The organism is Paenibacillus xylanexedens, assembly GCF_017874615.1.
Taxonomy (GTDB): Bacteria; Bacillota; Bacilli; order Paenibacillales; family Paenibacillaceae; genus Paenibacillus; species Paenibacillus xylanexedens.
The window spans coordinates 36361-59651 of record NZ_JAGIKV010000022.1 but is presented as its reverse complement, the minus strand read 5'-3'; the positions used below and the strand labels follow the sequence as shown (position 1 = coordinate 59651).

The 23291-nt window shown below is 45.7% G+C and carries 15 protein-coding genes and 2 tRNA genes; 15 read left to right on the top strand and 2 right to left on the bottom strand.

The genetic code is table 11. From position 1 onward, the window contains the following. Positions 1–257 precede the first annotated feature (257 nt). The 3 genes from J2Z28_RS24070 (at position 258) to J2Z28_RS24060 (ending at position 5744) form a co-directional block, all read left to right on the top strand. A tRNA-Arg gene (locus J2Z28_RS24070) sits at positions 258–331 on the top strand. 294 nt (positions 332–625) lie between these two features. After that, complete coding sequence (locus tag J2Z28_RS24065; RefSeq protein WP_211084579.1) at positions 626–1408, top strand: class I SAM-dependent methyltransferase; 783 nt, start codon at positions 626–628, stop codon at positions 1406–1408. Between the two features lie 388 nt (positions 1409–1796). Then, positions 1797–5744 carry a S8 family serine peptidase gene (locus tag J2Z28_RS24060; protein ID WP_280530854.1) on the top strand — a complete coding sequence of 1316 codons (3948 nt, stop codon included), beginning with the start codon at positions 1797–1799 and terminating at the stop codon, positions 5742–5744. Between the two features lie 120 nt (positions 5745–5864). On the opposite strand, the gene J2Z28_RS24055 is transcribed toward J2Z28_RS24060, so the two are convergent. Then, a complete protein-coding gene (locus J2Z28_RS24055) occupies positions 5865–7094 on the bottom strand; it encodes a CynX/NimT family MFS transporter (protein WP_211084577.1) in 1230 nt (409 codons plus the stop codon). A gap of 499 nt (positions 7095–7593) precedes the next feature. Then, positions 7594–7667: transfer RNA gene (locus J2Z28_RS24050), tRNA-Arg, on the bottom strand. 327 nt (positions 7668–7994) lie between these two features. Here J2Z28_RS24050 and J2Z28_RS24045 point away from each other — a divergent pair. From J2Z28_RS24045 to J2Z28_RS23990, 12 genes are all read left to right on the top strand, one after another. After that, the gene (locus J2Z28_RS24045) at positions 7995–8837 is read left to right on the top strand and encodes a hypothetical protein (protein WP_047841340.1); all 843 of its coding nucleotides are present in this window, start codon (positions 7995–7997) and stop codon (positions 8835–8837) included. A 138-nt stretch (positions 8838–8975) separates the two neighbouring features. Beyond that, positions 8976–10316, top strand: a complete 1341-nt coding sequence (tig, locus tag J2Z28_RS24040; RefSeq protein WP_211084576.1) for a trigger factor — start codon at positions 8976–8978, stop codon at positions 10314–10316. Between the two features lie 379 nt (positions 10317–10695). Next, a complete protein-coding gene (gene clpP, locus J2Z28_RS24035; RefSeq protein WP_211084575.1) occupies positions 10696–11286 on the top strand; it encodes an ATP-dependent Clp endopeptidase proteolytic subunit ClpP in 591 nt (196 codons plus the stop codon). A 12-nt stretch (positions 11287–11298) separates the two neighbouring features. Further along, a complete protein-coding gene (gene clpX / locus J2Z28_RS24030; RefSeq protein ID WP_036605887.1) occupies positions 11299–12552 on the top strand; it encodes an ATP-dependent protease ATP-binding subunit ClpX in 1254 nt (417 codons plus the stop codon). A gap of 120 nt (positions 12553–12672) precedes the next feature. Beyond that, positions 12673–13770 carry a flavodoxin-dependent (E)-4-hydroxy-3-methylbut-2-enyl-diphosphate synthase gene (ispG, locus tag J2Z28_RS24025; protein ID WP_017692591.1) on the top strand — a complete coding sequence of 366 codons (1098 nt, stop codon included), beginning with the start codon at positions 12673–12675 and terminating at the stop codon, positions 13768–13770. 167 nt (positions 13771–13937) lie between these two features. Then, positions 13938–15692, top strand: a complete 1755-nt coding sequence (lonB, locus tag J2Z28_RS24020) for an ATP-dependent protease LonB (RefSeq protein WP_211084574.1) — start codon at positions 13938–13940, stop codon at positions 15690–15692. A gap of 86 nt (positions 15693–15778) precedes the next feature. Then, entirely contained in the window at positions 15779–18118 is a 2340-nt protein-coding gene (gene lon, locus J2Z28_RS24015) for an endopeptidase La (protein ID WP_211084573.1), read from the top strand. Positions 18119–18274: 156 nt separating this feature from the next. After that, positions 18275–18931 carry a ribosome biogenesis GTP-binding protein YihA/YsxC gene (yihA, locus tag J2Z28_RS24010; RefSeq protein WP_211084572.1) on the top strand — a complete coding sequence of 219 codons (657 nt, stop codon included), beginning with the start codon at positions 18275–18277 and terminating at the stop codon, positions 18929–18931. A gap of 267 nt (positions 18932–19198) precedes the next feature. Next, entirely contained in the window at positions 19199–19786 is a 588-nt protein-coding gene (locus J2Z28_RS24005) for a non-ribosomal peptide synthetase module (RefSeq protein WP_211084571.1), read from the top strand. 619 nt (positions 19787–20405) lie between these two features. Next, positions 20406–21791: a glutamyl-tRNA reductase gene (hemA, locus tag J2Z28_RS24000; RefSeq protein WP_091011879.1), complete on the top strand. Its 1386-nt coding sequence runs from the start codon at positions 20406–20408 to the stop codon at positions 21789–21791. 14 nt (positions 21792–21805) lie between these two features. Beyond that, a complete protein-coding gene (locus J2Z28_RS23995) occupies positions 21806–22633 on the top strand; it encodes an ABC transporter permease (RefSeq protein WP_415841522.1) in 828 nt (275 codons plus the stop codon). 5 nt (positions 22634–22638) lie between these two features. Then, on the top strand, positions 22639–23289 hold the full coding sequence (locus J2Z28_RS23990) for a precorrin-2 dehydrogenase/sirohydrochlorin ferrochelatase family protein (RefSeq protein ID WP_211084570.1): 651 nt from the start codon (positions 22639–22641) through the stop codon (positions 23287–23289). Positions 23290–23291 lie beyond the last annotated feature (2 nt).

The following is a 23291-nucleotide window of genomic DNA, read 5'->3' as shown; positions in this document are numbered from 1 at the left end:
TGTATGCAAAAGATTACCCAGCAATTCTGACATTGAAAATGTCTGATGTTAATCTTACTCTAAATGTCCCAATCTCCTCAATATAACCTGGTTCAAGCTATCATATTCTCAAAGGGGCTGGAGTATGAGAATAACACCGAAAAGTACATGTTTAAGCCCGTATTTAAGTATAATTATTAATTTTTTTATAAAACTATTGAAAAATATAGAAATCAGAGTATAATAAGAACCGCGCCGAAAATTTATTATACATATTTGTCTCAGTAGCTCAGCTGGATAGAGCAACGCCCTTCTAAGGCGTCGGTCGGGGGTTCGAATCCCTCCTGGGACGTAAAAAAAGAAGAAGCTTCCTTCGGGAAGCTTCTTCTTTTTCGTTCAAGGGAAGAGAACCCCCAATGGTTCGTCGGAGCATCCGCTTCGTTGGCGCTACATCGCAGTCTCGACTGGAAAGAGAGTATCCCTCCTAGGACGTAAAGAACAAGAAGCTTCCTTTGGGAAGTTTTTTGCGTTCAGAGGAAGTGTTATATTGGTTATACCTATAAACAATATAGAATTTATATATTTAAAGAATAAACAATTCTATGCCACAATGAGGATATCAATAACGAAAGCGACGGTGGTATTCATGAAATCGTTAAATCAATGGCAACCAGATGAGTATGACAACAAACTGGCTTTTGTGTCCGGATATGGCAAAAATCTAATCTCTTGGCTTCAACCCCAAAAAGGGGAATACATTCTTGATCTGGGTTGCGGGACGGGGGATTTGACGCATGAAATTACTCTGGCCGGAGCTGAAGTTATTGGCATGGATGCATCGAAGGACATGATTCGCCGTGCGAGGGAAAAATTCCCTGAACTTGAATTCGTGGAAGGAGACGGTCATCAGTTTGAGACGAATAGACTATATGATGCCGTTTTCTCCAATGCAGCCCTGCACTGGATGCGAAGCCCACGATTAGTGGTGGATAGTATATGGAAATCATTGAAGCCCGGAGGGCGTTTTGTAGCAGAATTCGGTGGTAAAGGGAACGTGCAGACCATTGTGAATGCATTAGAGCAGGTTATGGAGCGTAACACGGGCATTCGTGCATCGGAACGCAATCCTTGGTATTTTCCTTCGATCGGAGAATATAGTCATATTTTAGAACAACGTGGATTTGTAGTGCGTCATGCCTATCACTATGACCGTCCTACCAGACTGGCAGATGGTGAGCAAGGTATAGTAGGCTGGTTGGCTCATTTTGGAGGCGACTATTTTGCAGGTCTCAGTCATGAAGAGATACAACAAATATGCCATGAAACCAGTCAGATCGTGATGTCTCACCTTTGGAAAGATGATGCGATGTATGCCGATTACAAGCGCCTGCGTATTGAAGCCGTAAAGCCAGAATCCAGAATAAAGTAGAATTTTGTGATATGTAGCATTTTATATCGATGTTAAACGAATTATAGCGGGCATTTGTATACTAATCATGCTTCACCTATATACCAGGAATCTCTTTCGGATAAAGAGGCTCTTGGTCTTTTTTTATGCATTATTTTAAAAATGAAATATTCATACGACAAATAATTACAAATGGATATTTTTATCATACTCGAGACCCATATAAGTAATTTCTATATCATATTTGTAAGTATTTAGAAGGAGAATGTGGTATTTTGATAGAATAATTTACCAAGGGTCAATCTTCTTGCAGATAGGCGGTGAAATTGGAGTGTGTATTGCAGTACGCACAAACAGCAGGAACCCATCATTTGGTGACGTATTCACATTTAAAAGGAGGGGCAAAGCCTTGAGTAAACGATTGATATCCACGTTATTAAGTGTTCTGATGGTCTTTTCCATTATTCTCCCCGCGGCTGGAGCCGCTCCCGCAGAATCAGTTATTCAGCTTGACAACTTACCCCGTACAGCCGAAGCCAAACAATGGAGAGACATTCTTGCAGGACGGGAAGCAAAACTTGCCGCAGATCCATTTTTGGATAAAAGCTTGGAAGGTCTGGGTGGAGAGAACACCCGAGTGATCGTTGAGCTTTCCAATAAACCTGTTGCAGTAGCGCAAGGTGAATCAACCCTCTCTGGAAAATCTTTTACCTCCTCTATGGAAACAAAGGCTGTGACTCAAGTTGAGCAACAACAACAGTCATTTGTACATAGCCTCACTCAGAAGAAAATCAAACATGAAGTATTGGAAGAATATGCATATGCCTTGAATGGTGTAGCGATTGAGCTTAAAGGAAACCAGGTGGGACAATTGCTTCAAATACCTGGCGTGGTCAGCGTATATCCTGACCTTGAAGTTACAATAGCGCCAGAGACAGATGAAGTGAACCCGTACATGAAAGACACAGCTCCTTTTATTGGTGCACCTGAAGTATGGGATCTGGGTTACAAAGGAAATGGAATCAAAGTGGGTGTCATCGATACAGGGATTGACTATGAACATCCTAATTTGCAGGAAGCTTACAAAGGTGGGTGGGACTTTGTTGGAAACGACAATGATCCGTATGAAGCGACATATCAGGAATGGAAAGCTTCGGGTGAACCTGAGTTCAATGACACTGGAAGCGCCTATTACACATCTCACGGTACGCACGTAGCGGGTACCGTTGCTGCTCGCGAAGCAGGGGACTACGGTATTGTTGGTGTTGCTCCTGAAGCAGACATCTATGCTTACCGTGTACTTGGACCGTATGGTAGTGGCCAAACCTCATGGGTACTCGGCGGAATTGATCGTTCTGTTCAAGATGGCATGGACGTAATTAATCTCTCGTTGGGTAACGCCGCCAACGACCCGAGTTATATTACTTCGGTTGCCCTGAACAATGCGATGTTGTCTGGTGTGACAGCGGTTGTAGCAAGTGGTAACAGTGGACCTAACCGTTATACACTCGGTTCTCCGGGTGCGTCTGCAATGGCCATTACGGTAGGTAACTCTACAGGACCTAGCCAGCTGATTACAGCCGATACTCACTTCTGGATTGGTGAGCAAGGCGAAGAGGCACAACCTGAACAACAACCGGTGCCAAAGGTTGAACAATCTCCTGAACTGGGTACAGCACCTGGAATAGAAGCACCAGAAGTTTCAGAGCAAGGTGTACCCGCAACTGCTGATGAGAAAAGTGCAGCGGCTGTGGAGGACACAGTTTCTAACGAAGCTGAAGTTCCGAATGTAGAAGAAGCTACAACAGCAGAAAATACTCCATCTGCTTCACCTTCTGCACCGGTTGAAGCTGCTCCTGTGGAAGAAGAGTCTGTAATTGCTCCGACTGAAGCTCCACTGGCTATTACAGAGTCGGTTTACCGTCTGGATCTGATGGGATGGAGCCTGTCAGCAGACCCTGAAACTGTTTTGACAGGGAAATATGAGCTTGAATTTGCAGCACTGGGTAAGCCGACTGATTTTGAAGGTAAGGATTTTACAGGTAAAGTGGCATTAATACAGCGTGGTGAACTCGCATTTGTAGAGAAAGTCGCCAATGCCAAAGCAGCTGGAGCCGTGGCTGTTATTGTATATAACAACATTCCGGGTCCAATCGGTGTAAGTCTGGGCGATAACTTTGAACTCATTCCAACACTGAGCATGTCCAAGGAAGATGGAGATGTGATCAAGGCTGAGCTGGACGCAGGCCAAGCCGTTGAAGTGAGCTTTAGTGATTTTGAACGTTCCCAAACTCCGGGCGATGAAATGAGTTCATCCAGTTCACGTGGACCTGCTAAGGTAACGCTGGACATCAAACCGGATATTGTTGCACCAGGTACAAGCATTTTGTCTACGATTCCTGCCTACGGCAAGGATGAGCCAGACGCAGATTACGCACAAGCTTATGATCGTAAATCAGGTACAAGTATGGCTACACCTCATGTAGCAGGTTTGATTGCGTTGCTGATCGAGAAGCATCCGGAATGGACACCATTTGATATCAAAGTTGCACTGATGAACAATAGTAAGGTGCTGGATACAACCAAGTTTGATGTATTTGATCAAGGTGCTGGCCGTATTCAGGCTGTTAATACCATTGATCCTGCGGCTTTTGTCAAAGTGCTTGATGTAACTCAATACACAGAAAGTGGCTCTGTTGTTGAAAAGGAGAATATCACCGGAAGTATCAACTACGGTAATTTCCTGAGCACAGATGAAAAGACGATTACCAAAACAATTAAAGTTGAAGCGCTGAATGGTAGTGGCGGGGATTACACCGTAAATGTGAATCCAACTCGTAATGTCGCTGGTGTATCCGTTGCCGTAGACAAGAATTCCTTTACATTGAATGGTGAGGAAGAACTTGCAGTGACAATCACCGTTCCGCGTGGGGTTACTACGACTACAGAAGCACAAGGATACATTGAGTTCTCGAATGGAACCAATACTTTTACTGTGCCATATGTTGCTCATTTCAACGTTACGTTGAGTGGGGTTAAATATATTGAAACCGTAAAAGGCACTGAAAAAAATCCATTCCACTATCCATTGAAGGCTGATGGTACGTTGGATACCCTTAATGTAGCGATGGAATTTTATAACCCGATGACATTTGCCCTGATTGAAATCTATGATGGTCTTAATCCGGAAGGTGGATATTATCAAGATGGTTATATTGGCTCCATCTTTGGTAACTATTTTAACTTCAATGCCAATGCAAGATACAACCTTGCTTGGGACGGCTCATATGCAGACTACACAACCGATGAAGTGACGGAGATTCCGGATGGTTTATATACGGTAGACATCACTACTATTGGTACGGACGGCAAAACCTATAAGGAAGACACTTCGCCATTTTTGGTGAAAAAGACAGCTCCCGCTGTAACTGCACCAGAAGCGTTGGAGTTCAAAGAGGATGAGTCTGCTGTCCTTAACGGTAGCGTGGAAGACTTGTACTTCCGCGTAGCTCCTGCGCTTGCCAGCGGATGGAACATCGCGTTTGATCCGGCAGCTTCCCTGGAAGCAACATATGTTGTGAAAAAAGAGGATGGGTCGGTTTATAAAGAGGGAACCTTTGAAGTGCAACCTGATGGCAGCTTCAGCCTTCCTTTGGAAGGGATCGAAGCAGGGGAATATGCCGTTGAACTTACAGTAAAAGACCAACAGGGGCTTTCGGGTACAGCCAATACGGCACTGAAATTGGAAGCCGTGGAGACTGAACCTGAAACTCCGGCAACCAAGGCCCCAGGTACGCCTGTATTGTCTCACAATAACTGGGTAGGCAACGGCCTGCCAGAGGGCGCGTATATCGTTACAATGAACCTCTGGTGGGGCGAGAACGCAACTAGCTACAAGTTATATGAGGACGGGGTTTTGGTTGATACACAAAAGTTGACTTACAACGCGCCTTGGGCGCAGTTTGCTCAGACGAAGATCACGGGCAAAGCCAACGGCACATATACGTATGTGGCCGAGTTGACCAACGACAAGGGAACAACGCGGAGTCAGACGTTGACTGTTCAGGTTACCAACGCAACGCCAGGCAAAGCGGTTCTCTCGCAAGATAACTGGGATGGCGACGGCCATTATAAGGTGACCATGAACCTGTGGTGGGGGACGAATGCTTCTGAGTATCGTCTCTATGAAAATGATAAGTTGATCGATACGCAAGAACTCCGTTCGGCTACACCTTATGCGCAAAGTGCTGTGACTACACTGTCCGGGAAAGCATCGGGCACGTATACGTATCGGGCAGAGTTAATTAACGCAGCCGGAGTTACCAGCACAGAAACGATTAAGGTAAAAGTGAAGTAAGTTCATTCCTCATTAAAATTGATTCAAATTAATGAAGGAATTGTTCTATGCATAAACGGCCTCCATCCTGATTGGCAGGATGGAGGCCGTTTTGTTTTTTTTTATAAATGAATTAGATGACTAACCGATCATTCTATTTTTGCTGGCCTGAATCCCTGCGATTAGCAAAGCGATGGCCAGAATGACCTGTATTAACAATGGGAAGGTCCATCCCTTCGTCCAGTCATGAAGCATACCGAACAGTAGAGGTCCCACTGCGGCCAGCATATATCCGAAGGATTGGGCCATACCGGACAGGCTGGCAGCTTGTCTGGCATCTTTTGTGCGAAGGACGAAGAACATGGTTACCATTCCAAACGAAGCTCCAGCGCCTATTCCTGCCAACGTGACACCAATGGTAACGAGCGAAGCGATGCCACTTAACAATAAAGTATACCCGACAATTAAAGAAGAGCACGTTATCGCGGTTAGAACACGCTGATCTCGCATTCGGCCGGCGAGGATCGGAACGATAAAGGTAGCTGGGACACTAACCATCTGCATCAGGGAGAGCATCCACCCTGCTGAGGTGGGGCTGAATCCTTGCTCAGCGAGAATCTCGGGAAGCCAGGTAATCGTTGTATAGAATATTAGAGATTGCAGACCCATAAATAAAGTAATGAACCAGGCCAGGGAAGAGGTCCGTAGACGTACAGACGTCCCTTCACTCTGTGTGGCTATGAATAACATTCGGTGACGTCCTGCGGCGATCTGGGGGAGCCACAAGAGAAGCGCCAATATGGACAACAGGGCCCACATGCCTAACGAAGCACGCCAACCCATAGATGTGGCTCCTGCTACGGGCACACTCACACCTGAGGCGATGGCGCCAAATATATTCATGGATACAGAGTATAATCCGGTGACGATACCTACCCGCAATGGAAAATCACGTTTGATTAAACTTGGCAAAAGCACGTTACTTAATGCAATGCCGCACCCCAAAATTGCGGTTCCTGCATATAAGGAGAGAACGGAAGGCAACAAGCGTAATGCCACCCCAATGGTTACAATCATAACAGCCAATAGCAGAGCAGATTCGAGTCCTAAACGTTTGGCAAGGCGCGGTGCAAAAGGAGAGACTGCTGCAAAGGCGAGCAAAGGAAGTGAGGTGAGAAGCCCCACCATTGTATGGCCGATACCTGTATCTGAGCGGATCATCTCCACGACGGGACCCGTTGCGGTGATCGGTGACCTCATGGTAGCTGCTATGACGATAATGCCTGCTAATAACAGGCCGAATCTTTTGGATGTCGAAGAATGTTCTTCCTCGGTATGGATAGATGAGTGTTGCTGTATTGAAGATGACATTGATAAAATCTCCTGTTTCCTAAGAAGTTAATATGTATGGATTGTTACATTACCCACTCCGTAAGCATAACATTCTATGTCAATATTGAGCAATGAAATGAAAAAACACCCAATGGACCGTGGGTGCCTTGACTAGCCTGTGAACTTTAACGAATCCACGAGGTCTTATAATGGGTAAAACCGCTATTTTCAGATCCTAACGAACCTCAGCGACGTTAATCAGGCTATGAATTGCAAATAAGTGAATTACTATCCCAGAATTGGTGAGATAAGCTCTATAAGATTCGTTAGAATTCCGTGATACTGAATTTGCAGCAAATAAAGTGTCCTGTGTTCGTTAGAACATCGATACTTTCAACGCGTTGCTTATAGAGTGATCAAATGCGGACGCTCCAATGCAGCGCATAAAGTACGTAACGAAGCGAACGCTCCGACGAACTGTTGGGGTTCTCATCCCTAGAATGCAAAAAAAGCTTCCCGAAGGAAGCTTCTTTTTATACGTCCCAGGAGGGATTCGAACCCCCGACCGACGCCTTAGAAGGGCGTTGCTCTATCCAGCTGAGCTACTGAGACATGAATTTTTTCAAGCAAAATTGATTTTATCATATGCATACAGGAATATCAAGCATTTTATTTTAAACTATTTTTCGTATATGATATTTGGCGGCAGTAACGTTTTTTTCATTATATTTAAGGTTATGTTAGAATATCAGGAGAACTCAGAAAATAGATCAACAATCGTTTTAATATATACATCTATTTAGGTTGATTCCAACTGGAGATTCAGGATATAGAGGAGGTGCTCCCATTAAGGAATCCACGACCCCGGAAAACGAGCATAACAACAATATTGTGCTGTTTCCTAAGACGCTGGACTATTACCAGATTCAATTGACAGTTATGCTTGAAAATGAACGGTATGGTGAAGCGATGAAATTGCTTCACTTTTTGCTGCAATGTCAGGGCCAGGAAGAGCGCCACTATGATGAATGGCGGGCTCTGCTCGAATGGCTTCAGGCTGCGTTTCCTCAATATGAAGAAACCTCGCCTGCCATTCTTGAAGAACGAGAAGAGGAAGAAGAGATTAGTGAGGAAGACATGGCACGGCAGCATGCCCGAATGAAGCTTGAACAGGATGATGGTTATGCAGATAAGATGCTTCGCACCGTAATGGAGGAGCCGCTGTCTGAACAGACGATGCTGGCTTTGGAGCAGCTGGCCTATCTTGATCTACCGAAGATTGACGAGGCACTTACCAGTTGGTTAAAAGATAAGTCGCTTCACCCTCTGCTTCAATTTCGGGTGTTGCAAACCTTGCGTCGACGAGGTGTTCAAGGTATGATCCTGTTTACGAGAGGCGAAGAGCAGGTTGAAGTCGAGATCGACACCGTGCCTCTTAGACCAGAGGAATTCCCGCTCCAAATCGTTCAGATTCTGGAACGAGTGGCAGATCAGACGGAGGTTCATGAACCTACGCTCTTTTATTTTGCCCAGGAACTGTGGATACAATATGTCATGGCGGTGTATGGAACCCGTGATTATGTATCGATGCTGGAAGAAAATGATTCCATGACAGATATATGGGCAGCAGCTCTACATATGACCGTTGCAGACAGTCTGGGTGGCTCGCATGATGAGGAAAATACCCGCTCAATGTATGCTGTGACAGGCGCGATGCGCTTTCGACTGGAGCAGGCTTATCGTTCGATGAAACAGTTTGTATCTGCCGGTTTGGACGGTTAATCGAGGCCGGAAACGTTTTCCTTAAACTGTATCAAGGGATTCCCCTTGAAAAAGAATCTAATCTTGTTTATACTAAAATGGTTATTTTGTACGTGATTGCCTACGTGAACATGTGAATTTTGGAGGGGAAAGTATACAATGAAAGCAACTTGGGAAAAGATAGAGAAGAACCTTGGGGTTCTTGAGGTTGAAGTGGATGCGGATCGTGTAACTGCAGCACTCGACAAAGCTTTTAATAAAGTGGTTAAACAAGCAAACGTACCTGGATTCCGTAAAGGTAAAGTACCACGTTCCATCTTCGAAGCACGTTTTGGTGTAGAGAGCCTTTATCAAGAAGCAATCGACATATTGCTTCCTGAAGCCTATACAGAAGCAATCGACCAAACGGATATCTTCCCGGTTGATCGTCCTGACGTAGATGTTGAACAATTCGCTAAAGGAGAAACATTCAAGTTCAAAGCGAAAGTAACTGTGAAACCAGAAGTTACCCTGGGTGACTACAAAGGAATCGAAGTTGCTGTAGCAAAAGGTGAAGTAACTGACGCAGAAGTGGCTGAAGAACTTGAGCGTCTTCAACAACGTCACGCTGAACTCGTTGTAATCGACGAAGGTTCCGCTGCTAACGGCGACGTTGCAGTAATCGACTTCGACGGTTCCGTTGATGGTGTACCTTTCGAAGGTGGACAAGCTGAGCGTTATTCCCTGGAACTGGGTTCCAACACATTCATCCCTGGATTTGAAGAGCAAGTTGTGGGTCTGTCCACAGGTGACTTCAAAGACGTAGAAGTGACTTTCCCAGAGAGCTACCATGCAGCAGAACTTGCTGGCAAACAAGCGGTATTCAAAGTGAAAATTCACGAAATCAAACGCAAACAACTTCCTGCATTGGATGATGAGTTTGCTAAAGATGTTAGCGAATTTGACACACTTGAAGAGTACAAAGCTGATCTGAAAACACAATTGGAATCCCGTAAAGCTGACGAAGCCAAAGCTGCTCAAGAAAATGCAGTTGTAGAAAAAGTGGCTGAGAACGCTGAAGTGGACATTCCTTCTGCAATGGTAGAGAGCGAAGTACAAAACATGATGCGTGATTTCGATAACCGTCTTCGCAACCAAGGGATGAACCTTGAAATGTTCCTGAGCTTCTCTGGCCAGACACAAGCTGACCTGAGAGGACAAATGCAAGAAGATGCTTCCAAACGTGTTCGCAATAACCTGGTGCTTGAAGCTGTAGGTAAAGCGGAAAACATTGAAGTGTCTGATGAAGAAGTGAATCAAGAACTCGAAAAAATGGCTGAATCTTACAAGCGTCCTGCTGATGAGATCCGTGGCATCCTCGAGGGTAATGGTTCCCTGGACAGCCTTCGTGATGAAGTGAAACTGCGTAAAACGATTGACGTTCTCCTTGAGAACAGCACAGTTGTTGAACCGGTTGAAGCTCCAGCTGAAGAAGTTGTTGCAGAAGCTGACGAAAAATAAGACAAGCTGTTATCAACTTGTCAGTTGAATAAACGATAAGGCACGTGAATTATTGCGTGCCTTATTTTTAAATTATGACATCCATTTTATAGAAAATGAAGTAATTATATGGATGAACACTGATTTTATTGATCCGCGTACACTTTTTACATACCTATGTACTTCATGCAAATAAAAAACGGTAAGACGGCATAGGATGGCTTCAATTTGCACATACATAGAAAACATGGTTAAATATGATCAGGCTAAAAAAGTAAACAAACGGATGTCTGACCCCTCTTGTGAAAAATGACATTGTCACAGGAAAGTGTTAGAATGAATTTGGGTTTGCTTTACAGGTGGCCTATGTCTAATTACATGTAGAAAAGAGGTTGGTCTCATGAGTCTGGTGCCAATGGTTATAGAACAAACCAATCGAGGCGAGCGGTCTTACGATATATATTCACGTTTGCTGAAAGATCGCATTATCTTTCTAACCAGTGCGATCGATGACGATGTAGCCAATCTTGTCATAGCACAGCTTTTGTTTTTGGCAGCCGACGATCCTGAGAAGGATATCAGCTTGTACATTAACTCACCTGGTGGTTCTGTCACCGCAGGGATGGGTATATACGATACGATGCAATTTATCAAGCCGGATGTATCTACCATTTGCGTAGGGATGGCAGCAAGCATGGGCTCGTTATTGCTGACAGCCGGTGCACCTGGCAAGAGATATTCGCTGACAAATAGCGAAGTAATGATTCATCAGCCGCTTGGCGGCATTCAAGGACAGGCTGCGGATATTAAGATACACGCAGAATGGATTATTAAAACACGTCAGAAACTGAATCAAATATACGTCGATCGTACGGGTCAGCCTCTTGAGAAAATTGAGCGGGATACCGACCGTGACTTCTTCATGAGCGCTGAAGAAGCTAAGACGTACGGCATTATTGACCAGGTGCTCAGTAGACCGATCAATTCCTAAAGGGGTGGTTTCATGTTTAAATTTAACGATGAGAAAGGGCAATTGAAATGCTCTTTTTGCGGTAAATCTCAGGAGCAGGTACGCAAGTTGGTCGCTGGACCAGGCGTGTACATCTGTGATGAATGTATCGAACTTTGCACCGAAATCGTTGAGGAAGAACTTGGTCATGATGAAGAAGTAGACCTGAAAGATATTCCGAAACCAAAAGAAATTCGTAATATTCTGGATCAATATGTTATTGGACAGGAACAAGCGAAAAAATCATTGTCTGTTGCGGTGTATAATCACTATAAACGGATCAACACACAAAGCAAAATTGAAGACGTTGAATTGTCAAAGAGTAACATTTTGCTGTTAGGACCAACAGGTTCTGGTAAAACGTTGCTTGCGCAAACGATGGCAAAAATTCTGAACGTTCCTTTTGCTATTGCGGATGCTACGTCATTAACAGAAGCGGGTTATGTGGGTGAGGATGTAGAGAACATCCTGCTCAAACTGATTCAAGCTGCTGATTATGATGTGGAAAAAGCAGAGCGTGGCATTATTTATATCGATGAGATTGATAAAGTAGCGCGTAAATCCGAAAACCCATCCATTACTCGTGATGTATCGGGCGAAGGTGTGCAACAGGCTCTCTTGAAAATTCTTGAAGGAACTGTGGCTTCTGTACCACCACAAGGTGGTCGTAAACACCCTCATCAAGAATTCATTCAGATCGATACAACAAACATCCTGTTCATTTGCGGCGGTGCCTTTGATGGTCTGGAGCAAATGATCAAACGCCGGATCGGTAAAAAAGTCATTGGCTTTAATACCGTTTCTGAGCAAAAAGATCTGAAACCAGGTGAATACCTGGGTATGGTATTGCCGGAAGATTTGCTGAAATTTGGTCTGATTCCGGAATTTGTAGGCCGTCTGCCAGTCATCTCCACTTTGGAGCCACTGGATGAAGATACGCTGGTACGGATTCTTTCCGAACCAAAAAACGCGCTTACCAAACAGTACCAAAAACTGCTTGAGCTGGATAATGTGAATCTGGTCTTTGAACCAGCTGCATTGCTTGCGATTGCAAAAGAAGCAATTAAACGTAACACAGGTGCACGTGGATTACGTGCCATCATTGAAGGTATCATGCTGGAAATCATGTATGAAGTGCCTTCACGTGAAGATGTTACGAACTGTGTCATTACCGAGGAAGTTGTTGAGAAAAGAGTCGTGCCTGAACTAAGCCAATCGAAGGACGATAAGCAGGAAGAGAGCGCCTAATAAAGGCCTGAATCCCGTTGAACTCTGAAATATAGACTTGTCAGTTCTCCACTTTGGCAGAAGGCGAATTCATGTCTCTGTCAGGGTGGAGCTTTGACGTTGTGGGGAGAGAAATCACTCATGTATTTAAGACAGGATACACGTCCCGTGAAAGTGGGAAACGTAACGATCGGTGGCAGTAACGAAGTCATTATCCAAAGTATGTGTACAACCAAAACGGCAGACGTTGAAGCAACGGTTGCAGAGATTCTGCGACTGGAAGAAGCGGGTTGTCAAGTGGTACGTGTAACGGTGAATAATGAGGAAGCTGCCGCAGCCATCAAGGAAATCAAAAAACGCATTAATATACCGCTCGTAGCGGACATTCATTTCAACTATAAGCTGGCTTTACTTGCGATTGAGAACGGCATTGATAAAGTTCGGATTAATCCAGGTAACATCGGTAAACGTGCAAAAGTGGAAGAAGTGGTTAAGGCTTGTAAAGACCGCGGCATTCCGATTCGGATTGGAGTAAATGCGGGGTCTTTGGAAAACCATCTCCTTGAGAAGTATGGGTATCCTACGGCAGATGCTATGGTAGAAAGTGCATTGTATCACATTGGTATTTTGGAAGAGCTTGATTTCCATGATATCATCGTGTCTCTCAAAGCATCGGATGTGCCGATGGCAATTGAGGCGTATACCAAAGCAGCTCAAATTATTCCGTATCCGTTGCATCTCGGGATTACCGAAGCGGGTACATTGTTCTCCGGTACGATCAAAAGCTCCGCAGGTATGGGAGCTCTATTGTCCATGGGTATTGGTTCAACGATGCGGATCTCACTGAGTGCGGACCCGGTAGAAGAAATCAAGGTTGCTCGTGATCTGCTCAAAACATTTGGACTCATTACTAATGCAGCCACATTGATCTCCTGCCCAACGTGTGGACGTTTGGACATCGACCTGTTCTCCATTGCCAACGAAGTGGAAGAGTATATCTCCAAACTGAAGGTGCCGATTAAAGTATCGGTGTTGGGTTGTGCGGTTAATGGCCCGGGTGAGGCTAAAGAAGCGGATATCGGAATTGCCGGTGCTCGTGGAGAAGGTCTCTTGTTCCGCCATGGTAAGATGATTCGTAAAGTGCCTGAAGAAATCATGGTTGAGGAATTAAAAAAAGAGATCGACAAAATCGTCGAAGCCTACGAAGAGACAGGTGTTATTCCTGGTCGTTCGCACTGATTGATTCATATCTTGTTACAACAAAAGCTCGCCAGCGATGGCGGGCTTTTTATTTTCTCGCATACAAATTCCGCCTCGCCCGTTTACGTCGCGTTGAAAAGGCTATACTACCAAGTATTAGCATGATCTCATATGAGAATAGCGACAAAATAGGAGGATGTGAAGACATGGAATTTGGTATGGTCATCATGTTGATTCAGTTATTTTTTGGAGTGGTGATTGGTTTGTATTTCTGGAACCTGCTACGTGGCCAGAAAACGAACCGCAGTGCCGTTGAGCGTGAATCTCGCAAGGAACTGGAGAAGCTGCGCAAGCTGCGTTCAATCTCACTCACCAAGCCGCTGTCGGAGAAGACGCGTCCCGCGACCATTAACGATATTGTTGGGCAAAAAGACGGGCTACGTGCCCTTAAAGCTGCATTATGCAGTGCGAATCCGCAACATGTTATCATTTATGGCCCTCCCGGAGTCGGGAAGACAGCTGCCGCAAGGGTCGTGTTGGAAGAGGCTAAGAAGAATCCAACATCGCCTTTCAAGCCAGATGCGAAATTCACGGAGCTGGATGCAACAACAGCCCGTTTTGATGAGCGTGGTATTGCAGACCCCTTAATTGGTTCGGTTCATGATCCGATATATCAGGGAGCAGGAGCCATGGGCGTTGCTGGTATTCCCCAACCCAAACCGGGCGCTGTGACGAAAGCGCATGGGGGGATGCTTTTTATTGATGAAATTGGTGAATTGCATTCGATCCAGATGAATAAGCTGTTGAAAGTACTGGAGGATCGCAAGGTGTTTTTGGAGAGTGCGTACTATAACTCGGAAGACACGCATACTCCTGCTTATATCCACGATATTTTTCAAAACGGCCTGCCGGCCGATTTCCGCCTTGTCGGAGCGACGACCCGTTCGTCTCATGAGCTGCCACCAGCTTTGCGTTCACGGTGCATGGAAGTCTATTTCCGTCCTTTATTACCTGAGGAGATTGGACGAATTGCAGAGGATGCTGTTCAGAAAATAGGGTTCAGTCCATGTCCGGATGCCGTTGATGTGGTCAAGCGATATGCAACCAATGGACGTGAAGCGGTCAATATCATCCAGCTGGCTGCTGGACTTGCGCTGACAGAGAAGCGTGAGACGCTTCAGGCGTCTGATGTGGAGTGGGTGGCGGGTAGCAGCCAGATTCAGCCACGGCCTGATCGAAAGGTCCCTACACAGCCGCAGGTGGGGTTTGTTAACGGCTTGGCGGTATACGGACCGAATATGGGAACCATTTTGGAGATCGAAGTATCTGCTGTTCCGGCTCTTAAAGATCAAGGCCGAATCAACATTACAGGCGTTGTGGATGAAGAAGAGATTGGAGGCGGTTCGCGTACACTCCGGCGAAAAAGTATGGCCAAAGGCTCGGTTGAAAATGTGTTAACCGTATTAAAAGCCATGGGTATTCGTCCGAATGATTACGATTTACACGTGAATTTCCCAGGTGGGACGCCTATTGACGGTCCATCCGCCGGGATTGCCATGGCGACTGCCATTACATCAGCCATTCAGAGGCGTCCTGTGGATCATGAGACAGCGATGACTGGCGAGATCAGTATTCATGGTCGGGTTAAGCCTATCGGTGGCGTGCTGGCCAAGGTGGAGGCTGCCTTTCAGGCAGGAGCGAAGACCGTTATAATTCCCGCGGAGAACTGGCAGTCCATTTTTGAGAATCTGGAGGGCTTGCGCGTTATCCCGGTAGATACGGTACAGGACGTATTCCGTGAAGTGTTCGCCTGGGTCCCGGAATCACAACAGATGGAACAAACGAAGCTTGCAGAGGAGAACGTTGCACCTGCACCGGAGATTTTTCCACCGGCATCCGCTTCCTATTTGCGTGCGGACGTGCCTCGTCCAGGACAGGTTACAGATTCGGGAAGCTGCTAAGCGCTTCCCTTCATTGGTTTTTTATGTGAACATTTGATAGAATAATGAATGACTACAACCTGAGAGCCATTGGAGGTGCGAAAGCGATGGGACCGAGCAAAGCGAAAGGTCGTCGTTTTCCTTTACTGCCTTTAAGAGGACTTCTCGTCTACCCGAGTATGGTACTGCATCTCGATGTGGGCCGGGAGAAATCGGTCAAGGCTTTAGAAAAAGCGATGGTAGAAGAACATTTGATTCTCCTATGTTCCCAAGCCGAAGTGAATATTGAAGAACCAACACAAGAGGACATTTTCAGAATCGGAACCGTGGCCAAGGTCAGACAGATGCTGAAGCTTCCGAACGGTACGATTCGTGTACTCGTAGAAGGCTTGGAACGGGCTGAAATTATTGAATATACGGACAACGAGGAATATTATGAAGTACTGGCTAAAGAGCTGCCTGAAGAGGAGAATACCCATCCGGAGACGGATGCCTTGATGCGTACCGTTCTGAACCAGTTCGAGAATTATATTAATCTGTCCAAAAAAGTGACACCAGAGACACTCGCAGCAGTGTCTGACATCGAAGAACCAGGGCGTCTGGCCGATGTCATCACGAGTCACCTGTCCTTGAAGATCAAGGATAAACAGGAAATTCTGGAGACCATCGACGTTCGGGAACGTCTGGAGAAATTGCTGGATATCCTGAACAATGAGCGCGAAGTGCTGGAGCTTGAACGCAAGATCAGCCAACGTGTGAAGAAACAGATGGAGAAAACGCAGAAGGAATATTATTTGCGCGAGCAGATGAAAGCGATCCAGAAAGAACTGGGTGAAAAAGAAGGCCGTGCGGGTGAGGTCGAGGAACTTCGCACTCAGATGGAAGAACTCGACTTGCCGGACAAGGTGAAAGAGAAGGTCGAGAAAGAAATTGATCGACTGGAGAAAATGCCTGCAAGTTCAGCCGAGGGCGGAGTCATTCGCAACTACGTGGATTGGCTGCTTGGTCTTCCTTGGAGTCAGATGACAGCGGATGATCTGGATATCCAAAAAGCCGAAGATGTGCTCAATGCAGATCATTACGGACTGGATAAGCCCAAAGAACGTGTGCTTGAATATCTGGCTGTCCAGAAGCTCGTCAAGAAGCTCAAAGGGCCAATTCTCTGTCTGGTTGGACCTCCAGGGGTCGGTAAAACATCACTTGCTCGTTCGATCGCCAGATCGCTGGGTCGGGAGTTTGTAAGAATATCTCTTGGCGGCGTACGTGATGAAGCCGAGATTCGTGGTCACCGACGCACCTATGTAGGGGCTATGCCTGGGCGTATCATCCAGGGGATGAAAACGGCAGGGTCACTTAATCCGGTATTCCTGCTGGACGAGATTGATAAGATGGCTTCAGATTTCCGCGGAGATCCTTCCGCAGCGTTACTTGAGGTACTTGATCCGGAACAAAATAATACGTTTAGTGATCATTTTGTAGAATTGCCGTTTGACTTATCCAACGTTATGTTTATAACAACTGCCAACACGGTACACAATATTCCGCGTCCATTGCTGGATCGGATGGAAATGCTCAACATCCCTGGTTATACGGAGCTGGAGAAGCAACAAATTGCGAAAAACTATTTGTTGCCCAAACAGAAGCAGGACCATGGTTTGCAAGAAGAGCAATTGGAAATCCCGGATGACGCGTTGTTGCGTGTAATTCGTGAATATACACGGGAGTCAGGTGTGCGTAATCTGGAACAGCAGATGGCTTCGTTGTGCCGGAAAGCTGCCAAGAACATCGTATCGGGTGTGGAAGGTCAGATTAACATCTCATCCGATGAGATCAAAGACTACCTTGGACCTGGCAAGTTCCGTTATGGAATGGCCGAACTGGAAGATCAGATTGGTACCGTAACGGGTCTGGCGTGGACTGAAGTGGGTGGAGATACCCTTATCATTGAAGTGACTGTTGTGCCTGGAACAGGTAAATTGACCCTCACAGGTAAACTGGGGGATGTCATGAAGGAATCTGCACAAGCCGCATTCAGTTACACCCGTTCCAAAGCTACACAGCTTGGAATTTCGCCTGACTTCCATGAGAAGAACGATATCCATATCCACGTTCCGGAAGGAGCGATTCCGAAGGATGGTCCATCTGCCGGAATTACGATGGCAACAGCGTTAATCTCAGCCTTGACGAACAAACATGTGTCCAAAGATATCGCGATGACTGGTGAAATAACACTGCGTGGACGTGTGCTGCCGATTGGTGGTCTGAAAGAGAAATCACTGGCAGCCCATCGTGCCGGCTATAAAAAAATATTATTGCCTAAGGATAACGAACGGGACCTGCGTGACATTCCAGACAGCATCAAGGCAGATGTGGAGTTTGTCCCTGTAGCCCATATGGATCAGGTATTACAGCATGCACTTGTTGAGCAGACAGGAATTCACCTGTAATCCACGTATCCGAAAGGTTCGTATGAAGAGTAGACCGTTCTGCGGAGGCTTCGGCGTCCGCTGGAACGGTTTTTTTGGTATGATAGAACAATCCATGGCATAATACCTTCAACAGGTGATGCATAGCACAGGCGTTCAAGAGAGGAAAGATACAATATGAAAGTAAATCAATCTGAATTTATTATCAGTGCCGTTCGGCCTGAACAATACCCCGAGGACGGTCTGCCAGAGATTGCTTTGGCGGGACGCTCCAATGTCGGGAAATCTTCCCTGATCAACCGTTTGATTAATCGTAAAAATCTGGCTCGGACGAGCTCTACCCCGGGTAAGACACAGCAACTGAACTACTATAAAATTAATCAGGATCTCTACTTTGTCGATTTCCCAGGGTATGGCTATGCCAAAGTTTCGAAAGAGCAGCGTTTTGCCTGGGGCAAAATGATGGAGAAATATTTGTTGGGACGCGAGGAATTGAAACTGGTCATGCAGATGGTGGATATGAGACATGAACCGTCCAAAGAGGACAAGATGATGAACGAATGGCTTCGTCATAATGGACTGCCTTTGGTTGTCGTAGCAACCAAGATGGACAAGATTCCAAAAACCCGCAGAGCCAAATATATCAAAGTCATTAAGGAATCACTGGGTCTTCGTTCCGGGGATCTGTTTGTACCTTTTTCATCCGAAGAGGGATTGGGGAAAGAAGAGTTATGGGACATCATTACCCGCCATGCCCGCATAGATAAGTATGCACCAGTGCTGGATGCAGAGGGTGCTTCTGATGAGGAAGAAACCAACGAAATTAACGGATAACCGAGATAGTATACCGTTTTAGTGCAGGAAAGTGAGCATGCTAAATGAATCTTTGATGAGATCCAGATTAATCCGGTTTTTTATGGGATTTCGGGAGAATTCATCATCTGGGTCTGGAGAAAAATAACGTTAGGGTAGTGTATAATGAGCATAGGTGCATATTGCCAACAGTACCAAAATTACCGGCCATGCCGGCCTGAAGAATTTTGAGATGACTGCTACATGTGCAGGAAGACAAAACAATCGGGAAAGAATTGAGGGATTTGTATGGCTCAGCGGTTAGCCACAGAGTATGTGAAGGCCACTATGAAATTGTCAGAACCCCAGATGCATCAGTTTTTGCGCATGACAGAAGACGGCAGGCTTCATCACCGGGTTAAGGTGTTGGACAATGGTTGTCAGGAGGTTGTGCTGGGGGATGTAAGTGGAGAAGAAGTGCATTTCCCTTTTGACCGCATAGAAGGGTTTTATATCTGTGAGTTATCTTGCCGCCTGGTGAATCTGCATCTGACCAACGTTGTCCGGAAGCTCTTTGTGACTTTTAAGGGTGACGGGGTCGTTCATCGGATCTATAAAGGGTTCACCATGACGTATGTGTATGCTCAAGGCACTGTCCGCAAAATTGTGGAGAAGACCGGGGAGAACACCCGAGTGATCTATGAATACAAAAATACGTTGCTTGAATTGCAACATCTGTTCCAGGCCAGAGATGTAGAACGCGAAATCAACCGTGTGTATGCCGAGATCGATTTACTGCTGGATACTAGAAAAGATGCGACTGCTGATCAGCTCCATCAGATTGATGAGACCCTTACTCGTCATCAAAAACGGTTGTTTGAGCTTGAAGCTTATTAACTTAAAATTGTATATTTATAAACGTATATGAATGTAATGAATTCCCTTGTATCTTCCGGGCATTGGCACTCGCCAATGTGGAGGTTCAGGGGGATTTTTTGATGTGAGATCGAATATTCCGAATTGAACATATTTATTTTACAATCTTCTGGAAAAGGGTTGATTTCACTCTGATTCAATGTTATTTTTAATCTCGTTGAAAACAATATAGGAACCAGGATTCACTCAGGACATTATTTGAAACACCAGAGATGAACAACCCGATTGAACGGGTTTATATAAAAAGTATATTGCATAACAATGTTCACATATCGGGATGGACACATAACCTCCCAAACTCTAATAGTCGTGGAATAATTCCATGGCTATTTGTTTTAATATGCGTATCGTTATGAATATTCATAATCGACACTTTTTAACGCATAACGGTGAACTTTGGTGAGACACTACAATAAATGACAGTGCATATGATGATGAACATGGTGATTTCATAAACATTTCATAAAAATGACCCGGTCACGGCTATGATGTGTGATATAATTAACCTTGTCAATCATAAATGGATAGACATATGCAGTAAGCACTTTGATTGGAAATTTATTAGGCAGGTGAACTTGCAATGCACATCGTTGTCGTTGGTTTGAATTATCGCACGGCGCCTGTAGAGGTTAGGGAACGATTCACATTTGCAGAAAAGGATTTGTCTGAAGCGCTGCAGCAGCTCAAGCTGACCAAGAGTGTATTGGAAGGTGTAATCGTAGCCACATGTAACCGTACCGAGTTGTATGTTGTGGTGGACCGTCTTCACATGTGTGGTTATTTTATTCGAACATTCATGGAACAATGGTTTAACGTACCACGGGAAGAATTTACGCAACACTTATATATATATGAAGATGATCAAGCCATGCGCCATTTGTTCCGCGTCATCTGCGGACTAGATTCCATGGTCATCGGTGAGACTCAGATTCTTGGACAGGTGAAACAGGCTTTTCTTAAAGCGCAGGAAGAGAAATCAACAGGTACCTGGTTTAACATGCTGTTCAAACAGGCAGTTACGCTGGGCAAACGGGCACATTCGGAGACTTCCATCGGGGAGAGCGCCGTATCTGTCAGTTATGCTGCTGTTGAACTCGGTAAGAGGATATTTGGCATGTTCACAGATAAGAAGGTGCTCATTCTGGGTGCCGGCAAGATGAGTGAACTAACCGTGAAACATCTCTATGCCAACGGGGCATCCGAAGTCATCGTGGCGAATCGTACGCTTGCAAGAGCTGAAGAATTGGCAGCCAAGTTCCGTGGGACACCTTGTACCATGGAACAGGCACTAGATCGACTTAATGAAGTTGATATTGTGATTAGTTCCACTGGAGCTGAACGTTATGTGATGGATGCAGCAGTGGTACGGGAGAGCATGAAGCGTCGTCAATCTCGTCCATTGTTCCTGATTGATATTGCGGTTCCACGCGATATTGATCCGGCGATTGGTGAATTATCCAACGTATTTCTCTATGACATTGATGATCTGGAAGGAATCGTGGAGAGCAACCTGGAGATGCGTAAGGTGGAAGCTGCCAAGATTGAGAGAATGATTGAGCTTGAGATGGAAGATTATTACCATTGGCTCAAAACGTTGGGTGTTCGTCCTGTTATTCGCGCTTTGCAGGAAAAAGGTGTCTCCATTCATGAAGAAACGATGGATAGCCTGTTTAATAAACTGCCTGAGCTCGATGAACATCAACGTAAAGTCATTCGTCGTTTGACCAAGAGCATTGTGAACCAAATGACGACAGATCCGATTAATCGGATTAAGGAAATGGCAGGCACGAAGCAAGGTGATGAAGCTCTGCGCATGTTTACTCAGATTTTCGCTCTGGAAGATTCAGTAGAGATGGCCGCTGAAAAAGTGAGTCAGAGTGATGCCACAGCTCTGGCGAAACCAGCCGCTCACCTTAACGAAAACCGGCAAGACCCCGTGCCGGCTTATGCTCCGGCAGGCGTATAAGGCGGGTGGGCAGCTTGACCCTTGCTGAACAAGTTTATGAAGCTCTAATCTATATGTATGCCCTGAGCCTACTGTTCTATTTCTCGGACTGCATTCGACGCAATGCGGGGGCGAAGCGGACAGGCACAGGGTTTCTTGTCGTTGTTTGGGGATTGCAGGTAACGCATGTCATATTGCGCATGTGGACTGAAGGCCATTTCCCCATCTATACCACCTTTGACTTTTTGTTTATATTTTCATTCAGTATTGTGCTGATGTCTCTTGTCATGACTCGCATCCAGCGTTCCGAATTTGTGATTTTGTTGCTGAATGTTGTAGGTTTTTCCGTTACGGTATTAAACCGACTGTGGTTTACGGCCGGAGAGATATCACTGCATAACTGGCAAACGGTACATGGATTACTCATTATGCATATTACCTTGGCGAATCTTGGTTTTGCGGCGTTAACCGTTGCTACGGTGTTTGCCATGTTATATCTGTTCCTGCACCGTAAGTTGAAGAAAAAAAAGTGGAATGATACGATGCGACGGATGCCAAGCCTGGAAGTGATCGGCAAATACATGGATGGTGCTAATTTCATAGGTACACCGCTCCTTGGTGTTTCTGTGATGCTTGCGGTATTGTCCATCGTAGCGGAAACACGCTGGGTCCTGCTCTTGGATCTCAAAGTTATTGCGACAGGTCTTGCCATTGCCATCTATGTGGGTTACTTCGTATCCAAGAGAAGGAAACAGTTCTCTACAATTATCATGGCAAGATGGACACTGATCGGGTACGGATTTGTCATTATAAGTTTTTTATCCAATGCGTATTCAGCGTTTCATCGTTGGACGGGAGAGTGAAGGGGATGGACCGTTACACGCCGATATTTGTGAATACTTCAGGCAAGAAATGCTGCGTGGTTGGTGGTGGACGTGTTGCCGAACGTAAAATTAAGGGATTGCTGCATGCTGAGGCACAGATTACGGTCATTAGTCCGGAGCTTACTCCCGTATTAAAACAACTGCATCATGAATCCCGAATTCAATGGATAGACCGGTCCTACCGCAATGGAGATTTGCGGGGGGCCTTTCTCGTATATGCAGCGACTGACCGTTCAGAGGTCAATTCAACTGTGGTTCGGGATGCTGAGGCTGCGGGCATACTGGTGAATGACGCAATGTCTTCGGAGCACAGCAGCTTTATTACGCCAAGCGTGGTAAGGCGCGGGAGATTAAGCATAGCGATATCCACAGCAGGAGCGGGACCAGCAGCAGCTGCGGAGATACGTGCCACACTCGAACGACAGTTCGGTGATGAGTATGAGATGTACCTTGAGTTTTTGCACCAGATGAGGACCGAGGTGAAGTCACGCGTATCTTCTTCAAGTCTCAGGAGTACGTTGCTTCGGCAATTAACTGAAATGCACATATTAGAAGATATTCGTACAGGCCATTTTCGGTGGTGGACCGAAGAAGAAATCGGGGATTGGATATCCCGTAATCAGGAGGAAGTGTAGAT

Coding starts and splice junctions, on each gene's coding strand:
- J2Z28_RS24005 (WP_211084571.1), top strand. CDS start 19,199: ATGGCTCAGCGGTTAGCCACAGAGTATGTGAAGGCCACTATGAAATTG.
- J2Z28_RS24055 (WP_211084577.1), bottom strand. CDS start 7,094: ATGTCATCTTCAATACAGCAACACTCATCTATCCATACCGAGGAAGAA.
- clpX (WP_036605887.1), top strand. CDS start 11,299: ATGTTTAAATTTAACGATGAGAAAGGGCAATTGAAATGCTCTTTTTGC.
- ispG (WP_017692591.1), top strand. CDS start 12,673: ATGTATTTAAGACAGGATACACGTCCCGTGAAAGTGGGAAACGTAACG.
- hemA (WP_091011879.1), top strand. CDS start 20,406: ATGCACATCGTTGTCGTTGGTTTGAATTATCGCACGGCGCCTGTAGAG.
- J2Z28_RS24065 (WP_211084579.1), top strand. CDS start 626: ATGAAATCGTTAAATCAATGGCAACCAGATGAGTATGACAACAAACTG.
- clpP (WP_211084575.1), top strand. CDS start 10,696: ATGAGTCTGGTGCCAATGGTTATAGAACAAACCAATCGAGGCGAGCGG.
- yihA (WP_211084572.1), top strand. CDS start 18,275: ATGAAAGTAAATCAATCTGAATTTATTATCAGTGCCGTTCGGCCTGAA.
- J2Z28_RS24045 (WP_047841340.1), top strand. CDS start 7,995: ATGCTTGAAAATGAACGGTATGGTGAAGCGATGAAATTGCTTCACTTT.
- lon (WP_211084573.1), top strand. CDS start 15,779: ATGGGACCGAGCAAAGCGAAAGGTCGTCGTTTTCCTTTACTGCCTTTA.
- tig (WP_211084576.1), top strand. CDS start 8,976: ATGAAAGCAACTTGGGAAAAGATAGAGAAGAACCTTGGGGTTCTTGAG.
- J2Z28_RS23990 (WP_211084570.1), top strand. CDS start 22,639: ATGGACCGTTACACGCCGATATTTGTGAATACTTCAGGCAAGAAATGC.
- lonB (WP_211084574.1), top strand. CDS start 13,938: ATGGAATTTGGTATGGTCATCATGTTGATTCAGTTATTTTTTGGAGTG.